Below are 25,704 nucleotides of genomic sequence, written 5' to 3' on the forward strand. Positions count from 1 at the left end.
CCCCGCGAGGCTGGGCGGCGTCGCGGGGCCGGACCTTCGGACGTGGACGTTCCGACCTCGGCCCTCAGGTCCCGGTCGTCAGAACGAACCCGGTCGTCAGAACTTGCCGCCGAGACCGACGCTGCCGCCCTGCCCCATCTGGGGGGCGAGGCCGCCGGAGCTCGACCGGCTCGTGGTCTCGCCCTCGATGTCCTCGCGGCGGATCCGGCGCTCCTCGTTCGCGGCAGCGCGGCTCTGGCCGCCGGCGGAGCTCGGCAGGTTGAGGCGGCGCGTCGGCGCGGTCTGCAGCGGGCCCCCGTCGGGGTCGACCTCGGCGGAGCGGCTGCGCTGGGGACCCGGCACCGCGCCGCGCATGGAGGGCGGCGGCCCGACCTCCGTCTCGGGCATCACGCCGCCGCCGCCGCCGAGCGCTTGGCACCCGGCGAGCGCGGCGGCAACGAGCGCGACGGCGCAGGCTCTGGACGGAAGGGACATCGGGTCTGGTCCTCGGTAACACCGGCGACCGCATTCGGACGCCCACGCAAGCTATTCGCCTCTGTACGACGCAGATTTGTCGAAAACCAGACACGCTCCGGTGCGCAAGAGGATTGCGGCCACGCTTGGCCCGGTGCCAGAGTGCTGGTCTCGGAACCCAGATCGGTCGCAGCCCGGTCCGTTTCTTGCGCGCGATCGCGTCGTCCTGCTGTCCCCGGGGTCCGTGTCATCCCTCCCCGGGGATCGGCAGGAAGGGACGCCGCTCGCGCGTCCCTTCCTGCCGCCCATCCACAACTTCGCCTTGGTCCACGCGCAATGAGGCCGGAACCGCCCGTCAGGCGGAACCCGCCGCCCAAGCTTCCATTGTGTCAGGCCGGCGAGACGCACCATTCGGGGAACGCGCGTGTTCAGAACTGTCCGGATGATCGCCACTGCGACGATCACCCTGTTGGCCGCCTCCGCGGCCGCCGAGACCCCGGCCGCGCCGGGCAAGGACGCCGCGCCGAGCTCCGGCGAGGTGACGACGGGCTCGTCCACGCCGCCGGCGTCCGCCCCGGTCCCGACGCCGGCGCCGCCAACCCAAGCGCAGCCGGCTCAAGCGCCCGCGCAACCCGCTCCGGTTCCTGCCCCGGCGCCCGCCCAGCCGGCGGCGCCCGGGACGCCGCCCGTGGCCGGCCCGCCCGCGCCGAGCGCGCCCGCCGCCGGGGCGCCCGCGACGGGCACGCCCGCCACCGTTCTCGACACCCAGGATTACGAGGGCGTCCTCGGCAAGGCCGTGCGCAGCTCCACCGGCGAGGATATGGGGCGGATCATCGACATCATCCTCGACAAGGACGGGCGTCCGCGCGCGGCCATCATCGATTTCGGCGGCTTCCTCGGCGTCGGCTCCCGCAAGATCGCGGTGGACTGGCGCGCCATGCGCTTCACCACCGACGGCAAGGCGAGCCGGCCGGTGCTCCAGCTCAGCCGCAACCAGGTCCGCGTCTCGCCGGAATACAAGCCGGGCGAGCCGATCGTGGTGCTCGGCCCGGCGAGCCCGGCCGCTCCGGCCGAGGGCGAGCAGGCGGCGGCCCCGGTCCAGGGTCCGGTCGCGCCGCCGGCGCCCGTCGCGTCGCCTCCGGCCGCCGGTCCCGCCCCGACGACCGCGCCCGCCGCCACGATGCCGCCCGCCCCGGTCGCCGCGCCGGCGCCTGAGAAAGCGCCGGACAAACCGGCCGAGAAGTCGCCGGATCGATGACGGTCCCGCTTCCGAAGGATCGCCGGGCCCTCAAGCCGCGGGAGGTGGCGCGTCCGGAGTTCCGGCCGCGGTCGCTCCCGCGCCGCGACGCCCTCACGGACGACGCCCCGTCGGCGACGGCAGCGGAGAACCCTGCCGACATGAAGGTGATCTCGCGCCGGAGCACGCGCGGCCTCGACGGGTTCGCGTTCTTCGTGGCGAACCTCCAGACCGGCTTCGGCCCGTTCCTGGCCGTCTACTTCACCCAGGCGAAGTGGACGCAGTCCGATATCGGCTTCGCGCTGACCGTCGGGAGCCTCGTGAGCCTGCTCGGCCAGGTGCCCGGCGGCGCCTTCGTGGACGCGGTGCACGCGCGCCGGTTCGCCGCCGGCTTCTCGGTCGTGGCCATCGCGCTGAGCGCCTTCGCGCTGGCGATGTGGCCGAACTTCCTCGTCGTGCTCCTGGCCATGGCCGCCCACTCGGCGGCGAGCTGCATCCTCACCCCCGCCATCGCGGCGATCAGCATCGGCCTCGTCGGGCATGCCCGGGCGGGCGAGCGGCTGGGCCGCAATGCCAGCTTCTCGGCCCTCGGCAATGCCGTGGCCGCCGCCGGCATGGGCGCCTGCGGCTACTACCTCTCGAACGACGCGGTGTTCTACCTGACCGCGGCCCTGATGGTGCCGACCCTGATCGCGCTGTCGCGGATCCGCCCGGAGGAGATCGACGGGCCGGCCCACGTCAAGGCGAGCGGGACCGCCGGCGCGGGCCAGGGCGAGGCCGGCCTGCGCGCCCTCCTCACCAACCGCGCGCTCCTGTGCTTCGGCGCCTGCATGACCCTGTTCTTCCTCGCCAACGCGGCGATGCTGCCGCTCGTGGGCAGCATGCTGACCCTGCGGGCCAGCGAGACCGCCACGGCGCTGATCGCCGCCTGCATCGTGGTGCCCCAGGTCGTCCTTGCGGTGTCGGCGCCCACCATCGGGCGGCTGGCCGAGCGCTGGGGCCGCCGCCCGCTGCTGCTCCTCGGCTTCGCCGCCCTGCCGATCCGCGGGCTGCTCTTCGCCTACGTCGACAGCCCGGAACTCCTCGTGGCGGTGCAGGTCTTCGACGGCATCTCGGCGGCGGTGTTCGGCGTGATGGTGCCCCTCGTGGTCTCGGACGCCACCCGCAAGACCGGCCACTTCAACCTCGCCCTCGGCGCGGTCGGCACCGCCATGGGCATCGGCGCCGCCCTGTCCACCTCGCTCGCCGGCGTGATGGCGGATCGGCTCGGCAGCCACACCGCGTTCCTGGGCCTCGCGATCGTGGGCTTCGCGGCCTTCGCCCTCGTGGCGCTCATCATGCCCGAGACGCGCCGCGACCCCGCGGTGTAACCTCGGGCGGGTCCGCGGACGGATCCGGGCGGCATCGAATTCGCTTGCCGCTCAAGCGACGTTCAGGTTTGCACGCTAAAACGCGCAAACCTCCGCCAGACACTGCAACGCTTGCGTCCGCTTCGCGTTGCGAGTCCGGGGGGCTCCGAAACCTGTGTCGGGCACGCGCGGGAAACCAGGGTCCGCGAGGACGCCTTAACAGTAGCCGGTCCACCCTACGTCCGGGCGGGCCTCGAAACCGGGACGGTCACCGCGATGGAAGACCTCTGCGTTTATGCCGATAGGCCGTTCGCCTTCGTGGGACGCTATCTGCGCCGGCGCGCCCTGCCGCACCTCGTCATCCTGTGCGCCGTGCTCGGCGCCGTGGGCTTCTCCGTCAGCACGGACTATGCCCTGAAGGGCGTCGTGGATGCGCTGAGCAAGGGTCCGCAGGCCGGCCTGATCTGGGGCGCCCTCGCCCTTCTCATCGCCTTCATCGCGGCCGACAACATGCTCTGGCGCGTGGCGAGCCTCGTCGGCTCGTTCACCTTCGTGGGCGTCACCGGCGACATCCGGCGCGACCTGTTCCGGCATATGACCGGGCACTCGCCGACCTTCTTCGCCGACCGGCAGCCCGGCACCCTGGCCTCGCGCATCACCGCCACATCGAACGCGATCTTCACGGTCGAGAACATGTTCGTGTTCAACGTGATGCCGCCCTGCGTCGCGGCCTTCGGCTCGATCCTCTACATCGCCACCGTCAACCTCACGATGGCCCTGGTGCTGGCCGGCATCTTCGCCGCCGTCGTGCTGCTGATGTTCAAGATGGCGGCGGCCGGAAAGCCGCTGCACCACGACTTCGCCGCCAAGGCCGCCTCGGTGGACGGCGAGATGGTCGACCTCGTCGGCAACATGCCGCTGGTCCGGGCCTTCTCGGCCTTCAAGCGCGAGTATACCCGCTTCGACGGGACCATCGGCCAGGAGATGCGCTCGCGCCGCTCGTCGCTGCTCTACCTCGAGAAGCTGCGCATCGTGCACGCCATCCTGACGGTGCTGGCGGTGCTCGGCCTGCTCTACTGGGCGATCACCATGTGGGAAGCGGGCCAGGCGACCAACGGCCAGGTCGTGCTCGTCTGCACCCTCGGCATCCGCATTCTCGCCGCGACCCGCGACCTCGCCGTGGCGCTGGTGGACGCGACGCAGCACACCGCCCGTCTCTCGGAGGCGCTCCACACGCTGCTGCAGCCCCACGACCTCATCGATCACCCGGAGGCGGAGCCCCTCACCGGCACCGGGGCCGAGATCACCTTCGACCACGTCGCCTTCTCCTACCCGGACGGGCGCGGTGTCTTCACCGACTTCGACCTCGTGATCCAGCCGGGCCAGCGGGTCGGCCTCGTCGGCAAGTCGGGCGGCGGAAAGTCGACCCTGTTCTCCCTGCTGCAGCGCTTCTACGACGCGCAGGGCGGCCGTCTCCTGATCAACGGCCAGGACATCCAGCGCATCACCCAGGAATCCCTGCGCGAGGCCATCACGGTGGTGCCGCAGGACGTCTCGATGTTCCACCGGACCCTGCGCGAGAACATCCGCTACGGCCGGCCCGATGCGTCGGACGAGGACGTCTGGAAGGCCGCGGCCGCCGCCCACTGCACCGACTTCATCGACGCGCTGCCCGAGGGCTTCGACACCATCGTGGGCGACCGCGGCGTGAAGCTCTCCGGCGGCCAGCGCCAGCGCATCGCCATCGCGCGGGCCATCCTCAAGGACTCGCCGATCCTGCTCCTCGACGAAGCGACCTCGGCCCTCGACGCCGAGTCCGAGGAGGCGATCCGCCATGCCCTCGCGAACCTGATGAAGGGCCGCACGGTCATCGCGATCGCGCACCGCCTCTCGACCCTGAGGGACTTCGACCGGATCGTGGTGCTGGAAGGCGGCCGCATCATCCAGGACGGGTCGCCCGACAAGCTGACGCACCTCGACGGCTTCTACCGCGAGCTGATGAAGAAGGAATCCATGTCGATGGCGCTCGCCGCCGCTTGAGGCGCGCGGGACGACGCACCCGACCGTCGACACCGACCGGGCGCCCTCCCCCCGCGGGGAGGGCGTTTCGCCGTTGGGATGCAAAGCCGGCCCCGCTGGGCGGGCTCCTGGGCGCGCACCGCGATCCGAGCGGTTCGGCCGCGCGCGAAACCGTTCGGCGCGGTCGCCCGCGCCGTCGGGATGGTCCGGCGGGACGCCGTCGGCTCAGTTGTGCGACTGGATGAAGTTGCGCACCAGCGGGTAGGTCTGGCTCTCCCACTTGCGGCCCGAGAAGACGCCGTAATGGCCGACGCCGGCCTGGAGGTGATGGCTCTTCATGTGGTGCGGCAGGCTGGAGCAGAGGTCGTGCGCCGCCATGGTCTGGCCCACGGCGCAGATGTCGTCGCGCTCCCCCTCGACCGTCATGAGCGCGGTCTTGCGAATGGCGCCCATGTCGATCGGATTGCCGCGATAGGTCAGTTCGTTCTTGGCCAGGGTGTAATCCTGGAACACGGTCTTGACCGTTTCGATGTAGAACTCCGCTGCGAGGTCGAGGACGGCGAAATACTCGTCGTAGAAGCCCTCGATCTGGCGCGCCTTCGCAGTCTCCCCGTTGGCGAGATGCCAGAACAGGTCGGCATGGCCCTGGACGTGGCGCTTGGCGTTCATCGAGACGAAGGCCGAGACCTGCATGAAGCCCGGATAGACCCGCCGCCCGGCGCCCTTGTGCCGCTCGGGCACGGTGGCGATCAGGTTCTTCTCGAACCACGCGATCGGCTTCGAGGTGGCGAGGTGGTTCACCGAGGTCGGCGAGATCCGGCAATCCACCGGGCCGGCCATCAGCGTCATGCTGCGGGGATGCGCCACGTCCTTCGAATGCGCCATCACGGCCGCGGCGGCCAAAGCCTGCACGGCCGGCTGGCACACGGCGACGAGATGGGCCCCCTCCCCGATCACCCCGAGGAACTGCACGAGGTGGTCGACATAGTCGTCGAAGCCGAAGGGGCCGGCCTCGAGGGGCACGTCGCGGGCATTGTGCCAGTCGGTGATGTAGACGTCGTGATCGGGCAGCAGGGTGCGCACCGTGCCGCGCAGCAGCGTGGCGAAATGGCCCGACAGGGGCGCCACCACGAGGACGCGGGGCTGATCAGTGTCGATGTCCTTCTTGAACCGCAGCAGGGTCCCGAACGGCGTCGCGAACGCCGTCTCCTCGGTCACCGGCACCTCGCGGTTGCCCACCGTCACGCTGTCGATGCCGTAGGCGGGGCGCGAGAAGGTCAAGCCGGCCCGCATCATCATCCGGGCGCCGGCCGACCACCAGCTCAACGGCTCCTTGAAGCCGGCCGCGGTCCAGGGCGAAACGGCGTCGTGGACGAGCCGTCCCCAGGCGCGCGTCTGCTCCGCCAGATCCGACTGGGCATCGAAGGCACGATAGAGCATGCAGCCCGAACTCCTACGCGAACGGTCAAATCGCAGATCGTCCGCGGCAAGCGGGCGCGACGGCAGAGCCGCCGACGATGGGGCGCTAGGCTGCGGCAGGCTGGGCCCGGACGCAACGGCCTTAACGTGTGATATCCTGCGGTTGTTGTGCGTATGCATCACCGGAGACATGTCGCACGTCGCATCGGAATAACAGGTGAACAACGGATCGCCGGTGGTCGTGACTGTGAAAGGTCAACCGTCACGGTGGGAAAAAGCTCCCGTGTCCGCCGAGCATGCGGCGGGTGAACCGGAAACATCCTGCGTGTCGGGGCCTCGGGCGGCACAAGTCTTGGATCACGTGTTGGCGAGGGACCAACAGGGGGGACGGATCGATGCCCGCGGCAACGCTGACGATTTCAAGCCGGAACTACTCGTCGTGGTCGCTGCGGGGTTGGCTGGTCTGCCGCATGGCCGGCCTCGACTTCGAGACGGAGCTTCTGTCGGGGAACGACGCCTCCACCCGGGCGGAGCTGCTGCACCTGTCGCCGTCGTTCCTCGTGCCCCGCCTGGTCCACGGCGAGATCATCGTCTGGGACACTCTCGCCATCGCCCAGTATCTCAACGAGATCCGTCCCGAGGCGGGGTTCCTGCCGCCCGATGCGGTGGCGCGCGCCCATTGCCGCTCGATCTCGGGCGAGATGCATGGCGGCTTCATCAACCTGCGTTCCGCGCTGCCGATGAACCTCAAGGCGCGCCACGCCAACTTCAGGGTCTTCAACGGCGCGCGCGGCGATATCGAGCGCATCATCACGATCGTCGACGAGTGCCTGGGGCGCTACGACGGCCCGTTCCTGTTCGGCGAGACGCCGAGCCTCGCCGATGCCATGTACGCCCCCGTCTGCACGCGGTTCCGCACCTACGACGTGAGCCTGCCGCGCCGGACCGAGGCCTATCGCGACACCATCCTGGCCTGGCCGCTGATGACGGAATGGGCGGCGGACGCGGCGCGGGAGCCCGACGAGATCGAGGAACTCGACATGGAGTTCTAAGGTCCCGAGCTCTGAGGCCCCGAGGTCCGAAACTCCGAGGTCAGAAACTCCGGGTCCCGAAGCTCCGCGTTCCAAAGCTCCCCGACGTCGGGGCCACAAGGGTCCGGGGCGCCGCGTCGGCGCCCCGCCGCGCCTACGTGCGCGGTGGCACGTCGTCCCGGTCGGACGCGTCCCATATGACGCTCACCGCAGTCGAGACGCAGGGACATACGGTCCTCGTCTCACACAAGAGTGATATTCTTTCGATGAAACATCGTCTTTTCGCCCTCGCCGCCGCGACTGTTCTTGCCGTTGCGGCCCCGGCGACCGGCAGCTTCGCGCTCGATCGCGTCGCGCCGACCTACGGCGATGTGCCGGCCTCGCGCTACGACGACATCACGACGGGGTCGATCCGCTCCTACGACGTCCCGGTGACCGGCCGTTGTGCGGACAATTCGGCGAGCCAGGGCAACGCCAACCAGCAGAACTTCCCGGTCCAGCAATACGGCCAGACCTCGGGCGGCCCGCGCTGCTGACGCCCTGACGGGGTGACGCAAGCCGGCGCGGAGCGCCGGCCTCGCGAAGAAGGCCCGCCCCGGGAGGGGCGGGCCTTCTTTGCTTCTGCGCCCCTCCGGCGCGATCAGGCGGCGGCGGCGCGGTGGTCCGCATCGACCGTGACGCCCGCTGGGGTCGCCTGGGCGGTGGCGGCGCGCGGCAATTCGATCCGCGCCGTGAGGCCCCGCGGGGTCCGGTTGCGCAGGGTGAAGCGACCCTCGTGCGAATCCGCGATGGCGAGCACGATGGACAGGCCGAGGCCGAAGCCGCTGGCGGTGTCGAGGTTGCGCGCCCGGTCGCCACGCACGAAGGGCTGGAGCATCGCGTCCCGCTCCGCCTCCGGGATGCCGGGGCCGTCGTCGCTGACCTCCACGGCGACGCCGCGCTCGGTCTGGGTCACCGTCAGCCGCGCCGCGCCGCCATACTTCACCGCGTTGTCCACGAGGTTCATGATCGCGCGCTGAAGCTCCTCCGGTCGGCCCTGGACCAGCACGTGGCGGGTCTCGGCCACCCGGACGTCGGCGCCGATATCGGCGAACTCGTCGGCGACGGTCTGGACGATGGAGGCGAGGTCGATCAGCATCTTCGCGCCCCCCTCCGGGCCGTGGCCGTCCCGCACGAAGGACAGGGCCGCCTCCACGAGGCCGTTCATCTGGTCGAGGTCCCGCAGGGTCATGGTCCGCGCGTGATCGTCCTCGATGAACTCGGCGCGCAGGCGCAGGCGGGTGATCGGGGTGCGCAGGTCGTGGCTGATGGCCGCGAGCATCTGGGTGCGGTCGTCGATCAGGCGCCGCACGCGGGCCCGCATCCGGTCGAGGGCGCGGGACAGGGCGACGACCTCGCGCGGGCCGTTCTCGGGCAGATCCACCAGGTTCATGCGGGTGCCGAACACGTCCGCGGCCTCGGCGAGGCGCGCCAAGGGCGCCGTCAGCGCCCGCGTGGCCCAGAGGCAGATCAGCGAGACGGCCACGCCCAGGAACACGAAGGTGAAGATGATCGCACCCTGCCGCATGGGCGGGCGGTCGTCGTCCGGCACCAGGGCGGAGAGCCGGGCGCCGCCCGGCGTCGCGAGGCCCACGCGCACGCCCGCGGGCGCCTCCGCCGGTCGCTTGGCCGCCGACAGGTCGGTGATGGCGAGGGGGCGTCCGAAGCCGTCGCGCAGACGCTGGACCACGAAATGATCGCCGATCCGATCGCCGCCGGCCGGCTCCGTGGCGGCGGCCCCGGAATCGGTCGCGTCCCAGGGCTCGATCCGCAGGGTCGGCAGCATCCGGGCGGCGTTGGCCAGGAGCGCCGGGCGCTCGGCCGGGCTCGCACCGTCGAGGAGGCGGGCGACGGTGGCGAGGCGGTTCGCGGCGACGCCAGGATGGTCGTCGGGCCGCCAGGGCTCGCGCAGGGTGAAGAAGGCCAGCGTCGCCATGGCGTGGGCCAGGACCACGGCGGCGACGATGAGCAGGGCGATCTGCCCGGCGACGCTCGACGGCACGAGGGCGCGCAGGCGGCTCCAGGGGGGCCTCATGTGCGGGTGACCTCGGGCGTGAACAGATAGCCGCCGGAGCGGATGGTGCGGATGATCTCCGGGTTGCGCGGATCCGGCTCGATCTTCTGGCGGATGCGGCTGATCAGGACGTCGATGCTGCGCTCGAACGGGCCGGCGGCGCGCCCCTGCGTCAGGTCGAGGAGCTGGTCGCGGGAAAGCACCCGGCCGGGACGCAGGCAGAGGGCGTGCAGCAGGTCGAACTCCGCCCCCGTGATGGCGATGCGCGCGTCCTCCGGGCTGAGGAGCTGGCGCAGGGAGACGTCGAGGGTCCAGCCCAGGAAGTGGAGGCGGCGTACGCCCTCCTCCGCCTCGGCCTCCGTGCCCGAGCCCCGCCGCAGGATGGCGCGGATGCGTGCCAGGAGCTCGCGCGGGTTGAAGGGCTTGCCGAGATAGTCGTCGGCGCCGATCTCGAGGCCGATGATGCGGTCGATCTCCTCGGCCTTGGCGGTGAGCATCAGGATGGGGATGCGCGAGGTGGCGCGCAGGCGTCGGCACAGGCTCAGACCGTCCTCGCCCGGGAGCATCAGGTCGAGCACGACGAGGTCGACCCGGGCATCGGCCAGGACCTTGTCCATGGCTGCCCCGTCCCCGGCGAGGCTGACCCGGCACTCGTTGGCGCGCAGGTAGCGGGCGACGAGGGCGCTGATCTCGCGGTCGTCCTCCACGAGAAGGATGTGCGGATGGGTCGTGGTCGTCTGCGTCATGGTCCCGAGCATCGCGGCTCCCTCCGCATCCGGGGCCGGTGCCCGGCTCTCCTGCGGATCTGTCAACGCGCGACTATGCGCCGGCACGCCCGGAGTTCGAAGGGCTGGCGGGGCAGGATTTTGTAAACGCCTGTTTCGCGCGGCCCCATCGGACAACGGCGGAAACATTCCCGTCGGGGCTCCCGAAGCACCGGCGCGGATTGCCGGGACGCGCGGGGATTCTTATGTCGTGCCGCACAGGCGCCGGTCTCGTGGCCGTCACGGACGGATGGCGGCCTCATTGCTCCGGGAGACGACGATGCAAGGCTCGAACCGGCTGTTCGACGATTTCGCCCGCCTGATGACCGATGCCGTCGGCGCCGCGCAGGGCGTGCGCCGCGAGGCGGAGACGGTGTTCAAGGCCCAGGTCGAGCGCCTGATCCGCGACATGGACATCGCCTCCCGCGAGGAGCTCGACGTGCTGCGCGACCTCGTCTCGGCGCTGCGCAGCCAGAACGACGCCCTGGCCGCCCGGATCACCGCGCTCGAGGCGAAACTCGGCCCCGAGCCCGTGGCCGGAGCCAGCGAGGCGATCTGATTCCAGGTTGATTCGCGGGGGCTCCGGCCCCGCCACGCTTGTGCACAGGAAGGAACGGTGGACGGTCGCTTTCCTGTTCACCGGCTTCCCGGGCCGCTTTGAAACGCGAGTCCGGCACGGTCTATAGTGGGTCATGACCTGATTCGCTCCTGCCCCGAAACGCCCTGAACCGAACAGAATCGTTCCCTGCCACACCCGTCCGGGTGGGCGTGGAGCAAGTCCGGAACAGAGGGCCGACGGTCACCGGAGCGCGTTTCACAACGACTTCGCCGATCTTCGACGAGATCGACACACTGGACCGCCATGACCCAACTCCACATCGAAGATCACGATCGGCACGAGCATCCCCTCGACATCGTCGAGCGCCTCGCGTCGCTGCGCGACTGGATCTTCGACCGGGCCGAGACCGACGAGATGTCCGTCTCCGTCGCCGGGCGCTGGGCCGACTACCACGTGGCCTTCACCTGGATCGAGGACGTGGAGGCGCTCCACGTCGCCTCCGCCTTCGACCTCAAGGTGCCGGAGCGCCGGCGCACCGAGATCCTGACGCTGGTCTCCCTGGTCAACGAGCAGCTGTGGGTCGGGCATTTCGACCTGTGGTCCACCGACAACGTCGTGATGTTCCGCCACTCGCTGCTGCTGACCGGCGGCGCGGCCCCGACCCAGGGCCAGTGCACCATGATGCTGAAGTCGGCGGTCGATGCCTGCGAGCGCTACTACCAGGCCTTCCAGTTCGTGCTCTGGGCCGGCAAGTCCGCCCGCGAGGCCCTCGACGCGGTGCTGTTCGAGACCGAAGGCGAGGCGTGAGCACGCCCGTCGACGCTGCCCTCCCCGCCTCCCTCACTCTGGTGGGGGCCGGCAAGATGGGGGGCGCCATGCTCTCCGGCTGGCTGGCGGGGGGGCTCGACCCCGCCCGGACCACGATCCTGGATCCGCAGGCCTCCCCCGAACTGCAGGCGCTCTGCGCCGCGCGCGGGCTCGCCCTGAACCCCGCCGCGCCCCCGGTCGCGGAGGCCCTCGTGCTCGCCATGAAGCCCCAGGGGCTGGAGGCCGCAGCGCCCACGCTGGCGCCGCTGATCGGTCCCGGAACCCTGGTGGTGTCGGTGCTGGCGGGCAAGACCATCGCCAACCTGCGCGACCGCCTGCCCGGCGCCCGCGCCATCGTGCGGGCGATGCCGAACCTGCCCGCCAGCATCGGACGGGGGGCCACCGGCGCGGTGGCCAGCCCGGAGGTCGATGACGGGCAGCGGGCGCAGGCGCACGCGCTCCTCGCCAGCGTCGGCCTGGTGGAGTGGCTCGACGACGAGGGGCTGATCGACGCCCTGACGGCCGTGTCGGGCTCCGGGCCCGCCTACGTCTTCCTCCTGGCCGAGGCGATGGCCGAGGCGGGCATCGCCGCCGGCCTGCCCGCGGACATGGCCACGCGCCTCGCCCGCGAAACCGTCTCGGGGGCCGCCGCGCTCCTCGCGGCCGATCCCCGGGACGCCGCGCGTCTGCGCCAGGATGTGACATCGCCGGGCGGCACCACCGCCGAAGCCCTCGCGGTGCTGATGCGCAGCGGCGGCCTGCCGGACCTGATGCGCGAGGCCGTGGACGCGGCGCCGCGCCGGGGCCCTCGCGGGCTGAGCCGGACCTGACGATCCGGCCGCGGGACCCTACATGAAGGCCTGATTGGACGAGGATCGCACGACCATGGCCAAACGCCCCGGCTCTCCCAAGCCCGAGACCCAGACGACCGAGACGGACTCCGCCGACACCCTGCCGGTGGCGACCGCAGCGCCCGAGAAGGCGCTGCCCCCGCGCGAGGCGGCCGTCGAGGCGCTGATGCGCCTCGCCGCCGAGCAGCCGTGGAACGACATCGAGATCGGCGACATCGCCCGGGAGGCCGGCCTGACGCTGGCGGAGTTCCGCGACCTGTTCCCCTCGAAGGGCGCCGTACTCGGCGGCCTGTCGCGCCTCATCGACCGCGCGGTGCTGGAGGGCGACACCGCCGATCTCGCCGACGAGCCGACCCGCGAGCGCCTGTTCGACGTGCTGATGCGCCGCCTCGACGCGATGACGCCCTACAAGGACGCCCTGCGCCGGATCTCCTACGCCCTGCGCGGCGATCCGCTCTCGATGCTGGCGTTGAACGGCGTCGCGCTGAACTCGCACCGCTTCATGCTGGCCGCCGCCGGCATCAACACCGAGGGTCCGCTCGGCCGCCTCAAGCTCCAGGGCGTGGTCATCGCCTTCGCCCGCACGGTGGAGGTCTGGCTGGACGACGACGATCCGGCCCTGGCCCGCACCATGGCGCGCCTCGACAAGGAGATCCGCAACGGCGAGCGCTTCATGGAGCGCGCCGACGATGCCCGCCGCCTGACGGCCCCCTTCCGGGCGCTCGGCCGCTCGCTGCTCGACCGCGGCGGCCGTGCGCGCCGGGAACGGCACGCGGCGGACGACCGCAACGAGGATGCGGGCAATCCCCTCGGCGGCGACCCGGCCGCGGCGATCTGAGGCCCTAGGCCCCGGCCGGGCAATCGGTCTCGCCGAGATGGACGGCGAGCCAGACCGTCGGCCGGTCGGGATCCGTGAAGGTGACGCGGTGCACGCACCCGGCCGGGATGAACAGGGTATCGCCCGGCCCGAGCGCGACCTCAGCGCCCGCCAGCGCGACACGGGCCGCACCCGCGAGGAGCAGCACCCACTCGTCGTGGGCTTGGCGATAGGGCTCGTCCGGCGGCGTGACCTGGCCCTGCGAGACGATGCGCTCGATCCGGCAGCCCGGCCGCGCGAGGAGTTCGGTGAAGACCTCGCCCGCCGCGGCGTCGGGCAGGTTCGCGAGCAGGTTGCCCGCGTGGGCGGGGCGGGTCATGCGGCGGATCCTGATCGTTTGGGCGACTGAAGAAGGGTTCCGACATGAGCGGCCGGAACCGGATTTGCCCGACTGGCCCGTGAGGGTCCACCATGGACGGGTGGCGGCCCCTCTCGTCGTTTTGCGGACCTGATCCTAACATCGCCTCGGCCTCAGGATAGGCCAACGGTCCGCGTGAAGGGCTCAGCCCATTCGTCGTCGTCTGATCATTCCCCGACTTCCTGCCCGAGAACGCGGACAAAGGGCGCTGAGGAAGGAAGGATTCGATGACGGCTACGCTTCCGTCGAGCGGCGCTTGCCCCCGCGCACTCCCCGACCGCCCCAACCTCGAACACCTGCGAAATGAAGCCAAGTCTCGGTTGAAGCAGATGCGCGCCGCCGACCCGACAGCGCAGCTCGCGACGGCGCAACGCGATCTCGCCCGTGACTACGGTTTCCCCAGTTGGCGCCGGCTCCGGGCGGAGGTCCGGCGGTTGACCGAGGGGCGGACGGAGACCGACAAAGACCGCATGGAGCGGCTCAGGATCGGGCAGGCGCGTCCACGAACGGAAGTCCGGATCGATCCAAAGGTCGTGGACGGATACGTCGCCTTCTACGAACTGACTCCCAAGACCATCATCGTTGTACAGCGGGACGCGAACGATCTCATCGTTCGCCTCACGGGACAGTCGTTTTACTCGATCATCCCGGAAAGCAGTCGAAAATTTTCTATCGAAATCGCAATATCCAGGCACAGATCAGCTTTATGGTCGGTCCGGATGGCACCGCGACTGCCGTCATCCTTCATCAGAACGGGCTTGAACAGACCTCTCCGCGGATCAGGGAAGACCGGGCGAACGCCATCGAGGCACGGCGGGAGGCGCGGCAGGCTGCGAATACGCCGGCCCCTGGAAGTGAAGCGGCTCTGCGTCGGATCATCGAGGCGACCCAGCGGGGCAGCCCGGAACTCGCGCGCATGAGCAAGCCGCTCGCACGGGCGTTCAAGGAGCAGTTGCCGGACAACATGAGGACGGTGAGGTTCTGGGGCGACCTCGTGTCGATCGCCTTCAAGGGCATCTCCCGCGTCGACGACAGCGATGTCTTCACCGTCATGTTCTCTGCCGCGCACAGCGAATGGCGGCTCACCATGAACGACCCGGAGACGATCGAGAGCGCCAGTTTCCGATTGGCTCCCTAAGACAGGTGCACGGTGCGGGGCGTGCGTCGACCGGCGACGGCGGGGCCCCCTGCCGTCGTAATGGACCACGCAGCCGGCCGGCACGCCTGCCGGCCATCATCCGTCAGGCCCGGCCGAGGAGCCGATGGACCTGCCAGGTCAGCATCATGCTGGCCACCATCAGGGTGGCGTACAGGAGGTGGAGGAGAAGCGGCGCGTCGTGCATCAACTCGAACCCGTGGGCTTCGGTGCGAGGGAGCACGTCTCCTCGCAACAACCGCGCCACGCGCCCGGGACCAAGCGCCGGGCCAAGCGCCGGGCCAAGCGCCCGGGGCGAAGTGTCGGACCAAGTGCCGCCGGCCCCTGCCCCGCTCAGGCCGCCGCGGCCGGGCTCGCGTCGAAGGCCTTGGCGGAGGCGAGGCGCGTCAGCACGGCGAGCAGGTCGGTCTGGGTGATGATCCCGTGGATCCGGCGGTCCTCGCCCGTCACCACCACCGCATGCGCGTGCCCGTTGGTCAGGGGCTCCACCAGGCTCAGCACGGGCTCGGCCGCCCGGGCCGTGTGCGCCTCGGACATCACCTGCGCGAGGCTGCCCTCCCCGCGCAGGGCCAGTTCGCGCAGGCCCAGGGTTCCGGCGAGGCGGCCCGCCTCGTCCACCACCGGCAGGGTCCGGATGTTGTGCCGGAGCAGGAGGTCGCGTGCCCGGGCGAGCGACTCGTGCAGGCCGATCGTCACCACGTCGCGGGACATCACCGCGCCGCAGTCCAGGGCCCCGTGCGCCCGCACCAGGGCCTGGCTCTCGACCTCCCGCAGCAGCCGGTCGAGGTCGCTGCGGTCGATGTCGAGGGTCTCGTTGAGGTTGAGGAGCGCGGCGTCGACGTCGCGGGCGTTGAAGCCGACCCGGATGGGGGCCGGCAGGTCGGTCGTGCCGTGCAGGTTGGCCGGGGGGGCCGACGGGACGTGCGGATAGGTGCGCCCGGAAATCCGGTGGAAGGCGATGCCGAGGCTGACCAGGATGATGGAGTTCAGGCAGACCGGCACGAAGGGGAACAGGAAGCCCGAGGAGGCGATGGCCGGGCCGCCGATGAGCGCGGTGAGCGCCGCGGCCCCGCCCGGCGGATGCAGGCTGCGCGTGAACGACATCGCCGCGATGGCCAGCGAGACGCCGACCCCGATGGCCAGCACCGGATTGGGGATGAAGTGGGCGGCGGTCACGCCGATCAGGGCCGAGATCGTGTTGCCGCCGATGATCGGCCAGGGCTGGGCCAAGGGGCTCGCCGGCACGGCGAAGAGCAGCACCGCCGTGGCCCCCATGGGCGCCACGATAAGGGGAATGTATGGGCCTTGCCCGACCATCCAGCCGGTCACGAGTCCCGTCAGGGCGATGCCGATGAGGGCGCCAAGGCAGCCGATCAGGCGCTCGCGCAGGGTGGCGCCGGCCAGGATCGGCCGGAACAGACGGGCGCCCAGCAGCGCGCCGGCCGGGCGGTCGGGACCGGTAGGGTCTGACATCCTCTCCCCCTCGCTCGCGATGCGCGCGCTGCACGAGCGAACGCTGAAAATGCAGGCCGACGTCTCTGGTATACCAGTGCGACCTTACAGGGCGAGGTCAGAATTGCAAACGGTTCGGGCAGATTGCCCACCTCGACGGCAGAGCCCTGCGTAGGGCGGCGAGCGGTTTTCCGGAGACCGGCCCGGTTCGGCGCAAGCCGGCACTCCGATGGCGGATTCAGGCCGGCGGATCGGACCGGCCGGGCTCGACGATGACGTTGGGCGGCGTCGGCCCGGCCCCGCCCAGGATCTTGCGCAGGCCGCGGGCGCGGATGCGGCCGGCGCGACGGCGGGTTTCCGGCACGGTCCCGTGTTCCCGCGCCACATCGGCCACGTCCGCGTGGGCGATCAGGCCGTGCTCGGCGGCATGCTCGGCCATGGCGAGGCTGTCGGCGGCCAGAACCAGGCTGCTGCCGGCCGCCTCCACCGCCTCGGCGAGCTTGGCGATCTCTTCCAGCCGGCCCGCATCCCGCGAGACGTTGCGGATATAGACCGCGGCCACTCGGCCGGGATAGGCCGCGACGATGCCCGCGTAGACCTCGGGATCGTGCTGGCCGCTGTCGCCGATGAGCACGAAGGGCAGGTCGTGGTAGAGCGTCAGCATGTGGTCGATGAGGTGGCGCTTGTGATCCTCGGCCCGGCGCGGCAGCGGGCTCGTCCAGGACAGACCCCATTCGCGCAAGAAGAGCACCGGCCCGACCGGGATCCGATGCATGACGAAGAATTCGCTGAGCATGTCGTAGATGCCCCACGGCGCCCGGGAGACGTAGAGCATGGGATTGCCCTCCGCCCCGCACGGCCCGGCATAGAGCGCCCGGTACAGGGCGGCGGCCCCCGGGAAGGCGACCCGGTTCTCGGCATCCTCCACGAACAGCCGCCAGAGCATCTTGACCTTGTTGGCCACGCCCGTGTGCATGATCGTGTCGTCGATGTCGCTGATCACCACCCGCCGGCAATCGACCGAGGGGATGAACACCTGCGCCTTCGCCCGCACGGGCTCGGGGCCGGCCAGATCGAGCTCCAGGCTGTGCCAGGAGGCCTGCGGCGGCGCGGGCAGGTTCGGGCGCAGGTGGACGCGGAAGTAGCCGTCCCGGTCGGTGACGACCTGCTCCTCGCAGCCGAAGAAGCGCGCGGTGAGCGCGGCACCCGCCACCGTGCGGCGGGTGATGCGGCGCCGGATGTCGCGCAGCTCGGCGGCCCAGCCCTCGTCCGGCGCGTCGGCCGCCCGGCTCGACTGCCGAAAGACCCGGCCGATGAGGAAGACCTCGTCGCGGGAGCCGTAGCCCCGATAAGTTTCCACCACCGTCCCGGCGCGGCCTTGAGACCGTCGAACCGGCTTGGCCAGCAGGCGCAACGCCCGCAGGGTGCCTTTCGCGAACCGGGCGACCCCCTGTCGGCCGGTCATGGTTGCGTCGCCATCGTCGTGGGGCCCCGTCTCGACATCGTCGGTTCAATGCTCGGCGCCGGCAAAGGTTCGCCGCGGGGCATCGCCGCCGTCGCCGGGAGGGCTGTGGAGCATGCGTGCCATGCCGTCGCGCGAACGGAACTCGGCCATGTCCCTCCGGTTCACCCCATGCACCCTGCGTTCCGGGTGCTGTCAGCGTCGAGTCTCCATGCATCTCCCCACCGACGACAGCGGCCATCCCCTGGCCGTGGAGTTCCAGGATTTCATCCGAAGCCAGCCCTTCCCCTGCGTCGGCGCGAAATCGGCCCTGTCGAAGGGCCAGATGAAGATCGTCGTGGCGCGCAGCATCGCCTCGAGCTGGGACGATCCCCGGCTCTATCCCGCCCTTCTCGCCTTCATCTGCCGCTACCGGGCCAAGCCCGACCTGTTCCAGAGCTTCGCCGTGATCTTCGAAGGTCCGACGGACCTCGGCGAGGAGGCCTTCGAGCGCCACCTCTGGGACCGCGTGCAGTCCCTGTCGGACAAGGACGCGTTCCTCGGCCAGCGCTACGACACCCGCGTCGAGGCCGACCCGAACGACCCGCACTTCTCCCTCTCCTTCGGCGGCGAGGCGTTCTTCGTGGTCGGCATGCATCCCGGTGCCAGCCGGCCGGCCCGGCGCTTCCCGCATCCGGTCCTGGTGTTCAACCTGCGCGCCCAGTTCGAGCAGCTGCGCGCCGAGGGGCGCTACGAGAAGCTGCGCAGCGCGATCCTCTCGCGCGACGAGGCGCTGGCCGGCTCGATCAACCCGATGCTCGCCCGGCATGGCGACGCCTCGGAGGCGCGCCAGTACAGCGGCCGCGCCGTCGACGCCGACTGGGTCTGCCCGTTCCGCGGCCGCGACGCGGAGGACCGCGATGCCGCCTGAGCCCCGCCCGCACCCATCGACCTTGCACGAGATCGCGCCGCGCTCCGGCGTCGCCTTCACCCTCGACAAGGGCGAGCGCCTCACCGTGATCGACCCGCAGGGCGAGCAGGTGGCCGACCTCCTCGCCTTCGTCCGCGGCGACCTCGACGAGGTGATCTCCTCGGGCCGGACCCTCGATTATGCCAGCCGGATCTACCTCACCACCGGCGACCCGATCTATTCCAACCGCTCGAATGTGCTCCTGCGCATCGTCGCGGACACGGTGGGCCGCCACGACTTCCTGCTGACCCCGTGCTCGGCCGACACCTTCCGGATCATCTACGGCGACACCCACCCGCACCGGGGCTGCTTCGGCAACCTCGCGGCGGCGCTGGCGCCCTACGGCGTCGTGCCGGACCGGATCCCGGTGGCCTTCAACGTGTTCATGAACGTCACCGTCGATGGCGGCACGGGCGACTTGAAGGTCGAGCCACCCCTGAGTCGGGCGGGCGACCACGTCACCTTCGAGGCGGAATGCGACCTCGTGATCGGGCTCACCGCCTGTTCGGCCCTGCAATCGAACAACAACAGCTTCAAGCCGATCCGCTACCGCATCGACCCGGCCCGCCTCTGAAGCGGGTGCCCGACGGGGCCGCGCTCGTGCTATGGGCGGCGCCCGGCGCCCCCTCTCCCGGGGGCCCCCGTCGTGAACAGGTCGAAGCGAGTCCCATGCGAACCATCGTCTATGCCGACGGCGGATGCGATCCCAATCCCGGACCCGGTGGCTGGGGCGTCGTCATCGAGGCCGAGAACGGCCGCATCGAGCTCTGCGGCGGCGACCGGGCCACCACCAACAACCGCATGGAGCTGACCGCAGCGATCAACGCCCTGCGTCACTTCCCCGAGGGCGCGCAGATCGAGATGCGCTGCGACAGCCAGTACGTCATCAAGTCGGTGACCGAGTGGATGCGCGGCTGGAAGGCCAAGGGCTGGCGCACCGCCACCGGCCCGGTGAAGAACGTCGAGCTGATGCAGGAGCTCGATGCCCTGGCGGCCCGGCGCGACGTGCGCTGGACCTGGGTCCGGGGCCATGCGGGCGAGGCCGGCAACGAACGCGCAGACCGGCTCGCGGCGCAGGGCCGGCGCGAGGCCCTCGGCCTGCCGCTGCGCCCGGAGAGCGGACCGGCACCGCTCACCGGAACGGCCGCCCTGCGCGCGGCGGTTGCCCCGGCTGTCTCGCAGGCGGTCTCGCAGGCGGCCTTGGCCACGGCGCCCGTCGCGTCCGAGCCCGCCCCGGCGCGCACGAGCGCGATCCCCCTCGATCTCGGCCTCGGCCTGGAGGTGTCGCGCGCCGCGAAAGCCTCCGGCCTGACGCCGCAGGCCTACGTGGAACGGGCGGTGCGGCTCGCCCTCGACCTCGGCCCCGAGGGGCTGGAGCGGGCCCGCGCCGACCTGCGCGGCGCCAAGGCTGCCAACGCGGGCAAGGGCGTCTCCACCCCTTGAGTCCAGCGGGCGATCCCCTCGGCGCACGCCTCCCGGCCGGCTTCTTCGCCCGCCCGGCGGCGGACGTGGCCGCGTCCCTCATCGGCTGCGACCTGCGGGTGGACGGGATCGGCGGGATGGTCGTCGAGACGGAGGCCTATGACCGGAGCGACCCGGCCTCGCACAGCGTCAACGGCCCGACCCGGCGCAATGCCAGCATGTTCGGGCCGCCGGGGCACGCCTACGTCTACCGCTCCTACGGCCTGCACTGGTGCCTGAACCTCGTCTGCGAGCCGGGCAGCGCGGTCCTGATCCGGGCGCTGGAGCCCCGCCACGGGCTCGACGCGATGGCGGCGCGGCGGAGGCTGTCCGATCCGCGCCTGTTCTGCGCCGGACCCGGCCGCCTCTGCCAGGCGCTGGCCGTCAGCCTCGCGATGGACGGCCTGGCCCTCGACGCGCCCCCCTTCGCGCTGGCCGCCCCCGAGACGGCGCCGGCCTGGATCGCCGATCGCCGGATCGGTATCTCCCGCGCGGTGGAGACGCCCTGGCGCTTCCTGCTCGCCGGCTCGCGGGCCGTGAGCCGGCCGCCCTCGCGCCACGCGACGCCGGGCGGCCCCCTCACGCCGCCCGGACCGTCTCCAGGAAGCGCGTGACCTGCACGGTCAGGTGCTCCGACTGGGCGGTCAGGTCGGAGGCCGAGACGAGCACCTGACGGGCGGCGGCGCCGGTCTCCTCGGCCGCGTGGGCGACGCCCGAGATGTTCTCGGTGACCTCGCTGGTGCCGCTGGCGGCCTGGCCGACGTTGCGCACGATCTCCTGGGTCGCCGAACCCTGCTCCTCCACCGCCGCCGCGATCGAGGTCGTCACCTGGCTGATCTCGCCGATCCGGCCGCTGATGGTGCGGATGGCCCCGACCGCCTGCTCCGTCGAGGCTTGGATGCGGCCGATCTGCTCCTCGATCTCGTGGGTCGCCCGCGTGGTCTGGTTGGCGAGTTCCTTGACCTCGGCGGCGACCACCGCGAAGCCGCGGCCCGCCTCGCCAGCCCGCGCCGCCTCGATCGTTGCGTTCAGCGCCAGCAGGTTGGTCTGGCCCGCGATGGTGGTGATCAGCGCGACGACGTCGCCGATCCGCGCGGCGGCGCTGCTGAGGTCCTGGACGAGCCCGGCGGTCTGGGCCGCCTCCTCCACCGCCCGCAGGGCGAGGTTGGCCGAGCCGTCGACCTGGCGGCCGATCTCCTGCACCGACGAACCGAGCTCCTCGGCTGCGGCCGCCACGGTGTTGACGTTGGAGGCCGCCTCCTCGGCGGCGGCCGCCACCGTCACCGATTGATCGGTGGTCCGGGCCGCGTTGGTGCTCATCGCCGCGGCGGTCTCCTGCAGCGCGCCGGCCGAGGCCGACACCGTGGCGATGATCGAGCCGACCGCCACCTCGAAGCCGTCGGCGAGTTCATGCATGGTGCGCTGGCGCTCGGCCGCCGCCGCCGCATCGGCGATCTGCCGGCGCTCGGCCTCCTCCGAGGCCTTGCGGGCGACCAGGGCGCGGATCTCCTCCACCGCGCGGCCCACGGCGCCGACCTCGTCGCGCCGGTCGCGCCCGAGGATCACCGCGTCGCTGTCCCCCCGCGCCATCCGGCGCAGGGCCTCGACCAGCTGGCCGATCGGACGGGTGATACCGAACACGGCGACGAGCCCGGCCGCGAAGAGGCCCGCGAGCAGGCCGAGGCCGCCGAGGAGCAGGGTGTTGGTCCGGGTCCGGTCCGTCATCGCCGCGAGATCGCGGGCGCCCGCGTCGACGAAGGTCCGGATGTCCCGGCCGAGGGCGCTTCCCTCCGACACCATCGCGTCGAAGGTCGGGTCGACGGTCTGGTGCAGCAGGACGAGGGCCTCCGTCTTCAGGCCGCTGCTCGCCAGGGTGCGCGCCTCGGAGCTGTCGGCCATGAAGCGGTTGACCTTCTGTTTCAGACCGTCGATGCGCGGCGCGAAGCTGGGAGCGGCATCCCGCAGTTCCGCCAGCACCTTGTTCAGGCGCTCGCTCGCCTCGTCGAATCCCTTGTCGGTCTTCTGCATCTCGTCGGGGCTGCCCTCGGCGATGTTGCGGAAGTTGAAGTAGCTCATCGTGAAGACCAGCCGGTTGACCGTCCGCAGGTCGGCGATCGCCTTCGTGTCATGGGAGACGAAGCGGCTGTAGGCCTCGTCGATCTGCGTCATCTGGGTGGTGGCGTACCAGAGGCAGCCACTGACGATGACCCCGATCAGACTGACCACCGCGATCAGTTTGGTGATGATGCTGAAGCGCGCGAGCAAAGCCACGAGAGATCTCCGGACCGGTATCGGTGCCAGAGCTAGCAGCGGGAAACTTAAGGCACCGCTAAAGCATCGTGACTGCTCATCGTTTGCGCTGGATTACGAATGTATTGAATTATATTTACTTTCCGGATCGTATCTGGACGTCTCCGATTACGGACTTGATCCGGGCCTTATCCGAACCGGACCGGTGGCAATACCTCGACGAACGCGGGCCGCCGGGGGCGGAGGCCGGATCGGAGCGCGGACACAGGCCCGAAAAAACCCGCCTCGGCGTGAGCCGGGCGGGGATGAGGTCTTCGAGCTTGGGTCGTCGGTGCAACGGCCGGCCGGCGCTATGGTTCCGGTCCGCACCGTCTGAACCCGGGGGCGAAGGTCCGCGTTTCCCGCCCGAGGCCCGCCCGTCAGGCGAGCCGGACGCGTTGCGCGCCATCCGCCAGGGAATGACCATGCCCGTCACCGACGACCGAAAGTCCCAGTACCGCGCCGAGCGCGATCGTCTGATGGCGGAACTCGCCGCACGCGGGCAGGAGGCGCATACGGAGGAGCGCCAGTTCGAGGACGGGTACGCCCTGCGCGACATGGACGAGAGCACCCGGGAAGGCCTCCGCCTGCGCATCGGTGAATTGACGGCGCTCATCGAGAAGATCGAGACCGGCACCGCCTGACGGAGAGTGGATCGGCCGCCGCGACCGAAAAAGAAGCCCGCAGGGGCGATGCCCTGCGGGCCGAGACGGTCCGAAACCTTGGAGACGCCCAGGCTAGACCGCAGCCCCGGTGCCTGACATCCCCCAAATGGAGGGTGCCGAGCGGGTCATCCGATCTTCGCAGAGAACGGCTAAGGGATCGTCCCGACGGGCCGCGCTCCGGACGGTCGATCGCAGGGACGCGAGATCCCGCGCGGATCACCCCTGCGCTGTTTGCGCAACAGTGGCCCTGATCCCGTCCCGGCTTGGATTAAACCATATTGTCATAGTTATAGCACCGTCTATACCCCGTCCTCGGACAAACGGCGCGGGGGCGGTATGACGAGAGCGGATCGCTTTGGACGCGGCGGCCCTGACCGCGCGGGAGCCGCCGGCCTCGCCCTGCTCACGCTGACGGCCGCTTCCGGCGTCCACGCCGCCGATCTCGGCGCGCCACGCCCCCTGGCCACGGCACCGGCCTTCGTCGATTGGTCGGGGCCCTATCTCGGGATCGAGGGCAGCGCCGGCAATTCCTACGGTGCCTACACCTTTCGCGACACCACGGTCGGCGGTCGCCCGGCCCGTCCGTTCAAGACGGGCGACGCCACCGGTCGGTCCGACCTCGGCCGCGACGCCACCACCGCCGTCGGCGGCCTGTTCGGCGGCTACAACTGGCAGACCGGCCCCTGGCTGTACGGGATCGAGGCCGATGTCGCGGGCGCGAACCTGAAGCGGCCGGTGCTCCTGCCCACCCCCGGCTTCGTCGGCGACGGCGATCCGGGCCTCGGCCTGATCCGCGCCAAGACCGACGTCTACGGCACCCTGCGCGGGCGCTTCGGCTACGCCTTCGAGCGGTCGCTGGTCTATGCGAGCTTCGGGCTCGCCGGCGCCAATGCCCGCATCCTGGCGAGCTATCCCGACCCCGGCACCGGCCGCGTCACCACCGCGCGGCGCGACCTCTCCTCGCTCGGCTTCACCCTGGGAGCCGGCGTGCAGTTCGCCGTGACCGAGAGCCTCGCCCTCGGGATCGACTACCGCTATCTCGACCTCGGCGGCAGCGGCCGCTTCGATATCGGCGCCGTCCCGGGCCTCGGCCCGGTGGCGACGCGGCAGGATTCCTTCACCTCGCACCAGATGATGGCGCGCCTGTCCTGGCATCCGAGCGGCTTCGTGCTGCCGCCGGAGGTCGACGACGCCGCGCCGCACGATCCCGGCGACGGCTCCGGCGATCGGTTCTCGCTCCACGGCCAGACCACCTTCATCGCCCAGGGCGTGCCGGGCTTCCGCGCGCCCTATACCGGTCCGGCGAGCCTGATCGGCCATCAGGTCCAGTCGACCACCACCGCCACCGCCTTCCTGGGGCTCAAGCTCTTCGAAGGCACGGAACTCTACTACAATCCGGAATTCTCCCAGGGCTTCGGCCTGAGCCGGACCCTGGGCGTGGCCGGCTTCGTCAACGGCGAGGCGCAGAAGGCGGGCGCGCCGTTCCCGAAGCTGCGCTCCAACCGCTACTTCGTGCGCCAGACCTTCGGCCTCGGCGGCGAAACCGAGGACGTGCCGGACGGCCCGAACCAGGTCGCCACCCGGCGCGACATCGAGCGGATCACCGTGGTGGCGGGCAAGTTCGCCCTCGGCGACTACTTCGACGGCAACGTCTACGCCCACGACCCGCGGGTGGACTTCATGAACTGGGGCATCTGGGCCTCCGGCGCCTACGACTTCCCCGCCAACCTGCCCGGCTTCACCCAGGGCGTGATGGTCGAGTACAACCGCGCGGCGTTCGCGATCCGGGCCGCCTACACCCAGGTGCCCAAGGAGCCCTCCAGCGACGTCCTCGACCCGCGCGTCTTCCGCCGGGCCGGCACCACTATCGAGTTCGAGGAGCGCCACGTGCTGCCGGTCCTCGATCAGCCCGGCAAGCTGCGCCTTGGGTTCTTCACCAATGTGGGCAACTCGGCCGACTTCCGGGAGGTGGTGTCGCTGACCCAGGCCGGGCTCTTCGGCGACATCAACGATGCGGCCGCCGCCACGCGGGCCGCGCGGCGCAAGACCGGCTTCTACCTGAATCTCGAGCAGGCGGTGACGGCGGACCTCGGCGTCTTCGCCCGGTTCAGCGCCAATGACGGCCGCACCGAGAGCCTGTCCTTCACCGACATCGACCGGTCGGTGTCCGGCGGCGTGTCCCTCAAGGGCACCGCCTGGGGCCGGCCCGGCGACACGGTGGGCCTCGGCACCTCGATGAACGCGATCTCGCCGAGCCATCGCGCCTTCTTCGCCAATGGGGGCGTCGGCCTCCTCATCGGCGACGGCCGGCTCAACTATGCCCCCGAGCGCGCGGTGGAGGCCTACTACGCCTTCGCCCTGAACAGGACCCTGACCCTGTCGGTCAATTACCAGCACGTGGAGAACCCGGCCTACAACCGGGACCGCGGGCCGGCGGACTTCTTCGGCACCCGCATCCACGCGGATTTCTGACCCCCGGGGCGTCGGTCCGGC

The 25,704-nt window shown here is 71.0% G+C and carries 25 protein-coding genes; 16 read left to right on the plus strand and 9 right to left on the minus strand.

Annotated elements, in window-relative coordinates; translation table 11 throughout:
• Nucleotides 1-96 precede the first annotated feature (96 nt).
• The gene (locus AC6EUL_RS13375; RefSeq protein ID WP_056213166.1) at nucleotides 97-474 is read right to left on the minus strand and encodes a hypothetical protein; all 378 of its coding nucleotides are present in this window, start codon (nucleotides 472-474) and stop codon (nucleotides 97-99) included.
• 403 nt (nucleotides 475-877) lie between these two features.
• Between AC6EUL_RS13375 and AC6EUL_RS13380 the strand changes: the two genes are divergently transcribed.
• From AC6EUL_RS13380 to AC6EUL_RS13390, 3 genes are all read left to right on the plus strand, one after another.
• A complete protein-coding gene (locus tag AC6EUL_RS13380) occupies nucleotides 878-1,711 on the plus strand; it encodes a PRC-barrel domain-containing protein (RefSeq protein WP_244476399.1) in 834 nt (277 codons plus the stop codon).
• On the plus strand, nucleotides 1,708-3,060 hold the full coding sequence (locus AC6EUL_RS13385) for an MFS transporter (RefSeq protein WP_499870607.1): 1,353 nt from the start codon (nucleotides 1,708-1,710) through the stop codon (nucleotides 3,058-3,060). Before AC6EUL_RS13380 ends, AC6EUL_RS13385 begins: the two co-directional genes overlap by 4 nt.
• A gap of 255 nt (nucleotides 3,061-3,315) precedes the next feature.
• Complete coding sequence (locus AC6EUL_RS13390) at nucleotides 3,316-5,079, plus strand: ABC transporter ATP-binding protein (protein WP_056213159.1); 1,764 nt, start codon at nucleotides 3,316-3,318, stop codon at nucleotides 5,077-5,079.
• 204 nt (nucleotides 5,080-5,283) lie between these two features.
• On the opposite strand, the gene AC6EUL_RS13395 is transcribed toward AC6EUL_RS13390, so the two are convergent.
• Entirely contained in the window at nucleotides 5,284-6,498 is a 1,215-nt protein-coding gene (locus tag AC6EUL_RS13395; RefSeq protein WP_499870610.1) for a polyhydroxyalkanoate depolymerase, read from the minus strand.
• A 374-nt stretch (nucleotides 6,499-6,872) separates the two neighbouring features.
• Between AC6EUL_RS13395 and AC6EUL_RS13400 the strand changes: the two genes are divergently transcribed.
• On the plus strand, nucleotides 6,873-7,529 hold the full coding sequence (locus AC6EUL_RS13400) for a glutathione S-transferase family protein (protein WP_056213154.1): 657 nt from the start codon (nucleotides 6,873-6,875) through the stop codon (nucleotides 7,527-7,529).
• A gap of 245 nt (nucleotides 7,530-7,774) precedes the next feature.
• Nucleotides 7,775-8,044, plus strand: a complete 270-nt coding sequence (locus tag AC6EUL_RS13405; RefSeq protein WP_056213152.1) for a hypothetical protein — start codon at nucleotides 7,775-7,777, stop codon at nucleotides 8,042-8,044.
• Between the two features lie 104 nt (nucleotides 8,045-8,148).
• On the opposite strand, the gene AC6EUL_RS13410 is transcribed toward AC6EUL_RS13405, so the two are convergent.
• Nucleotides 8,149-9,582 (minus strand): ATP-binding protein, encoded by a 1,434-nt coding sequence (locus tag AC6EUL_RS13410; RefSeq protein ID WP_499870613.1) that lies wholly within the window; start codon nucleotides 9,580-9,582, stop codon nucleotides 8,149-8,151.
• On the minus strand, nucleotides 9,579-10,307 hold the full coding sequence (locus AC6EUL_RS13415) for a response regulator (RefSeq protein WP_056213417.1): 729 nt from the start codon (nucleotides 10,305-10,307) through the stop codon (nucleotides 9,579-9,581). The genes AC6EUL_RS13410 and AC6EUL_RS13415 overlap by 4 nt, the downstream gene beginning before the upstream one ends.
• 298 nt (nucleotides 10,308-10,605) lie before the next feature.
• Here AC6EUL_RS13415 and AC6EUL_RS13420 point away from each other — a divergent pair, with 298 nt between their 5' ends.
• The 4 genes from AC6EUL_RS13420 to AC6EUL_RS13435 all read left to right on the plus strand — a co-directional run bounded on the left by AC6EUL_RS13420 (nucleotide 10,606) and on the right by AC6EUL_RS13435 (nucleotide 13,380).
• The gene (locus AC6EUL_RS13420) at nucleotides 10,606-10,884 is read left to right on the plus strand and encodes an accessory factor UbiK family protein (RefSeq protein WP_499870616.1); all 279 of its coding nucleotides are present in this window, start codon (nucleotides 10,606-10,608) and stop codon (nucleotides 10,882-10,884) included.
• A 303-nt stretch (nucleotides 10,885-11,187) separates the two neighbouring features.
• On the plus strand, nucleotides 11,188-11,691 hold the full coding sequence (locus AC6EUL_RS13425) for a type III secretion system chaperone family protein (protein ID WP_055957499.1): 504 nt from the start codon (nucleotides 11,188-11,190) through the stop codon (nucleotides 11,689-11,691).
• Complete coding sequence (gene proC / locus AC6EUL_RS13430) at nucleotides 11,688-12,521, plus strand: pyrroline-5-carboxylate reductase (protein ID WP_499870619.1); 834 nt, start codon at nucleotides 11,688-11,690, stop codon at nucleotides 12,519-12,521. Before AC6EUL_RS13425 ends, proC begins: the two co-directional genes overlap by 4 nt.
• A gap of 55 nt (nucleotides 12,522-12,576) precedes the next feature.
• On the plus strand, nucleotides 12,577-13,380 hold the full coding sequence (locus AC6EUL_RS13435; protein ID WP_056213414.1) for a hypothetical protein: 804 nt from the start codon (nucleotides 12,577-12,579) through the stop codon (nucleotides 13,378-13,380).
• Between the two features lie 4 nt (nucleotides 13,381-13,384).
• On the opposite strand, the gene AC6EUL_RS13440 is transcribed toward AC6EUL_RS13435, so the two are convergent.
• Entirely contained in the window at nucleotides 13,385-13,738 is a 354-nt protein-coding gene (locus AC6EUL_RS13440; protein ID WP_056493156.1) for a cupin domain-containing protein, read from the minus strand.
• 745 nt (nucleotides 13,739-14,483) lie between these two features.
• On the opposite strand from AC6EUL_RS13440, the gene AC6EUL_RS13445 reads away from it, so the two are divergent.
• The gene (locus AC6EUL_RS13445) at nucleotides 14,484-14,915 is read left to right on the plus strand and encodes a hypothetical protein (RefSeq protein ID WP_499870622.1); all 432 of its coding nucleotides are present in this window, start codon (nucleotides 14,484-14,486) and stop codon (nucleotides 14,913-14,915) included.
• A gap of 103 nt (nucleotides 14,916-15,018) precedes the next feature.
• Here AC6EUL_RS13445 and AC6EUL_RS13450 read toward each other — a convergent pair whose 3' ends face one another.
• The 3 genes from AC6EUL_RS13450 to AC6EUL_RS13460 all read right to left on the minus strand — a co-directional run bounded on the left by AC6EUL_RS13450 (nucleotide 15,019) and on the right by AC6EUL_RS13460 (nucleotide 17,850).
• Complete coding sequence (locus tag AC6EUL_RS13450) at nucleotides 15,019-15,156, minus strand: hypothetical protein (protein WP_499870624.1); 138 nt, start codon at nucleotides 15,154-15,156, stop codon at nucleotides 15,019-15,021.
• Between the two features lie 110 nt (nucleotides 15,157-15,266).
• On the minus strand, nucleotides 15,267-16,406 hold the full coding sequence (locus AC6EUL_RS13455; RefSeq protein ID WP_056274259.1) for an HPP family protein: 1,140 nt from the start codon (nucleotides 16,404-16,406) through the stop codon (nucleotides 15,267-15,269).
• Nucleotides 16,407-16,623: 217 nt separating this feature from the next.
• On the minus strand, nucleotides 16,624-17,850 hold the full coding sequence (locus AC6EUL_RS13460; RefSeq protein WP_499870626.1) for an App1 family protein phosphatidate phosphatase: 1,227 nt from the start codon (nucleotides 17,848-17,850) through the stop codon (nucleotides 16,624-16,626).
• 208 nt (nucleotides 17,851-18,058) lie between these two features.
• Between AC6EUL_RS13460 and gntA the strand changes: the two genes are divergently transcribed.
• From gntA to AC6EUL_RS13480, 4 genes are all read left to right on the plus strand, one after another.
• Entirely contained in the window at nucleotides 18,059-18,757 is a 699-nt protein-coding gene (gene gntA, locus AC6EUL_RS13465) for a guanitoxin biosynthesis heme-dependent pre-guanitoxin N-hydroxylase GntA (protein WP_499870628.1), read from the plus strand.
• Nucleotides 18,747-19,370, plus strand: coding sequence for a DUF1989 domain-containing protein (locus AC6EUL_RS13470; RefSeq protein ID WP_056355381.1), 624 nt, complete (start codon nucleotides 18,747-18,749; stop codon nucleotides 19,368-19,370). Before gntA ends, AC6EUL_RS13470 begins: the two co-directional genes overlap by 11 nt.
• A gap of 95 nt (nucleotides 19,371-19,465) precedes the next feature.
• Nucleotides 19,466-20,239, plus strand: a complete 774-nt coding sequence (rnhA, locus tag AC6EUL_RS13475) for a ribonuclease HI (protein ID WP_499870631.1) — start codon at nucleotides 19,466-19,468, stop codon at nucleotides 20,237-20,239.
• Nucleotides 20,236-20,871: a DNA-3-methyladenine glycosylase gene (locus tag AC6EUL_RS13480; protein ID WP_056493140.1), complete on the plus strand. Its 636-nt coding sequence runs from the start codon at nucleotides 20,236-20,238 to the stop codon at nucleotides 20,869-20,871. Before rnhA ends, AC6EUL_RS13480 begins: the two co-directional genes overlap by 4 nt.
• On the opposite strand, the gene AC6EUL_RS13485 is transcribed toward AC6EUL_RS13480, so the two are convergent.
• Entirely contained in the window at nucleotides 20,837-22,528 is a 1,692-nt protein-coding gene (locus AC6EUL_RS13485; protein WP_499870634.1) for a HAMP domain-containing methyl-accepting chemotaxis protein, read from the minus strand. The genes AC6EUL_RS13480 and AC6EUL_RS13485 overlap by 35 nt on opposite strands.
• 443 nt (nucleotides 22,529-22,971) lie before the next feature.
• On the opposite strand from AC6EUL_RS13485, the gene AC6EUL_RS13490 reads away from it, so the two are divergent.
• Nucleotides 22,972-23,190, plus strand: a complete 219-nt coding sequence (locus tag AC6EUL_RS13490) for a hypothetical protein (protein WP_156389600.1) — start codon at nucleotides 22,972-22,974, stop codon at nucleotides 23,188-23,190.
• 357 nt (nucleotides 23,191-23,547) lie between these two features.
• A complete protein-coding gene (locus AC6EUL_RS13495) occupies nucleotides 23,548-25,683 on the plus strand; it encodes a carbohydrate porin (RefSeq protein ID WP_499870636.1) in 2,136 nt (711 codons plus the stop codon).
• The last annotated feature ends 21 nt before the right edge of the window (nucleotides 25,684-25,704 follow it).

The organism is Methylobacterium sp. 001424705, assembly GCF_059816145.1.

Bases quoted from the DNA above. Each gene is read 5' to 3' on its own strand.
- AC6EUL_RS13375 (WP_056213166.1), bottom strand. From the start codon at position 474: ATGTCCCTTCCGTCCAGAGCCTGCGCCGTCGCGCTCGTTGCCGCCGCG.
- AC6EUL_RS13385 (WP_499870607.1), top strand. From the start codon at position 1,708: ATGACGGTCCCGCTTCCGAAGGATCGCCGGGCCCTCAAGCCGCGGGAG.
- AC6EUL_RS13390 (WP_056213159.1), top strand. From the start codon at position 3,316: ATGGAAGACCTCTGCGTTTATGCCGATAGGCCGTTCGCCTTCGTGGGA.
- AC6EUL_RS13395 (WP_499870610.1), bottom strand. From the start codon at position 6,498: ATGCTCTATCGTGCCTTCGATGCCCAGTCGGATCTGGCGGAGCAGACG.
- AC6EUL_RS13400 (WP_056213154.1), top strand. From the start codon at position 6,873: ATGCCCGCGGCAACGCTGACGATTTCAAGCCGGAACTACTCGTCGTGG.
- AC6EUL_RS13405 (WP_056213152.1), top strand. From the start codon at position 7,775: ATGAAACATCGTCTTTTCGCCCTCGCCGCCGCGACTGTTCTTGCCGTT.
- AC6EUL_RS13410 (WP_499870613.1), bottom strand. From the start codon at position 9,582: ATGAGGCCCCCCTGGAGCCGCCTGCGCGCCCTCGTGCCGTCGAGCGTC.
- AC6EUL_RS13415 (WP_056213417.1), bottom strand. From the start codon at position 10,307: ATGACGCAGACGACCACGACCCATCCGCACATCCTTCTCGTGGAGGAC.
- AC6EUL_RS13420 (WP_499870616.1), top strand. From the start codon at position 10,606: ATGCAAGGCTCGAACCGGCTGTTCGACGATTTCGCCCGCCTGATGACC.
- AC6EUL_RS13425 (WP_055957499.1), top strand. From the start codon at position 11,188: ATGACCCAACTCCACATCGAAGATCACGATCGGCACGAGCATCCCCTC.
- AC6EUL_RS13435 (WP_056213414.1), top strand. From the start codon at position 12,577: ATGGCCAAACGCCCCGGCTCTCCCAAGCCCGAGACCCAGACGACCGAG.
- AC6EUL_RS13440 (WP_056493156.1), bottom strand. From the start codon at position 13,738: ATGACCCGCCCCGCCCACGCGGGCAACCTGCTCGCGAACCTGCCCGAC.
- AC6EUL_RS13445 (WP_499870622.1), top strand. From the start codon at position 14,484: ATGGTCGGTCCGGATGGCACCGCGACTGCCGTCATCCTTCATCAGAAC.
- AC6EUL_RS13455 (WP_056274259.1), bottom strand. From the start codon at position 16,406: ATGTCAGACCCTACCGGTCCCGACCGCCCGGCCGGCGCGCTGCTGGGC.
- AC6EUL_RS13460 (WP_499870626.1), bottom strand. From the start codon at position 17,850: ATGACCGGCCGACAGGGGGTCGCCCGGTTCGCGAAAGGCACCCTGCGG.
- gntA (WP_499870628.1), top strand. From the start codon at position 18,059: ATGCATCTCCCCACCGACGACAGCGGCCATCCCCTGGCCGTGGAGTTC.
- AC6EUL_RS13470 (WP_056355381.1), top strand. From the start codon at position 18,747: ATGCCGCCTGAGCCCCGCCCGCACCCATCGACCTTGCACGAGATCGCG.
- rnhA (WP_499870631.1), top strand. From the start codon at position 19,466: ATGCGAACCATCGTCTATGCCGACGGCGGATGCGATCCCAATCCCGGA.
- AC6EUL_RS13490 (WP_156389600.1), top strand. From the start codon at position 22,972: ATGCCCGTCACCGACGACCGAAAGTCCCAGTACCGCGCCGAGCGCGAT.
- AC6EUL_RS13495 (WP_499870636.1), top strand. From the start codon at position 23,548: ATGACGAGAGCGGATCGCTTTGGACGCGGCGGCCCTGACCGCGCGGGA.